Below are 453 nucleotides of genomic sequence, written 5' to 3' on the forward strand. Positions count from 1 at the left end.
GTGCTGCAAATGAAAGAGAAAGAGCCTATAGAGAAATAGAATTTGCTATTCCTAATGAATTAGAACGAGAAGAACAAATAGAGCTTGTGCAGGAATATATAAAAGAAATTATTCCTGAAAATGCCTATTCTTATGCAATTCATGAAGTAGATAGTGCTATCCATGGACAGAAAAATACCCATGTTCACTTGATGTTTTCTGAACGGATCATGGATGAAGCGGCACTACTTATGGATAAAGAAACATTCTTTAAAAAGCATGGTAGAAGCAAAAGTGGAATTGAATATGGCGGATCCATTAAAGATAGGAGCTGGTCAGGCCGCGGAAAATATACCGGCACGGAGAAATTTATTGATGTACGTCAAAAGCTGGCCGATAAAATCAATAAATACTACGAAAAAAAAAATCTCCCTTATAAGATTTCTGCCGACACTTTGGAAAATCAAAATAAAA

The 453-nt window shown here is 35.3% G+C and carries 1 protein-coding gene; it reads left to right on the forward strand.

Going from position 1 to position 453, the window contains the following annotated elements:
* The coding region (locus tag DXB53_RS09845) for a MobA/MobL family protein (protein WP_199409721.1) at positions 1-453 on the forward strand (453 nt) is incomplete at both ends.

The sequence above is a fragment of the Collinsella sp. OM04-5 genome (assembly GCF_003439125.1).
Classification (GTDB): Bacteria; Actinomycetota; Coriobacteriia; order Coriobacteriales; family Coriobacteriaceae; genus Collinsella.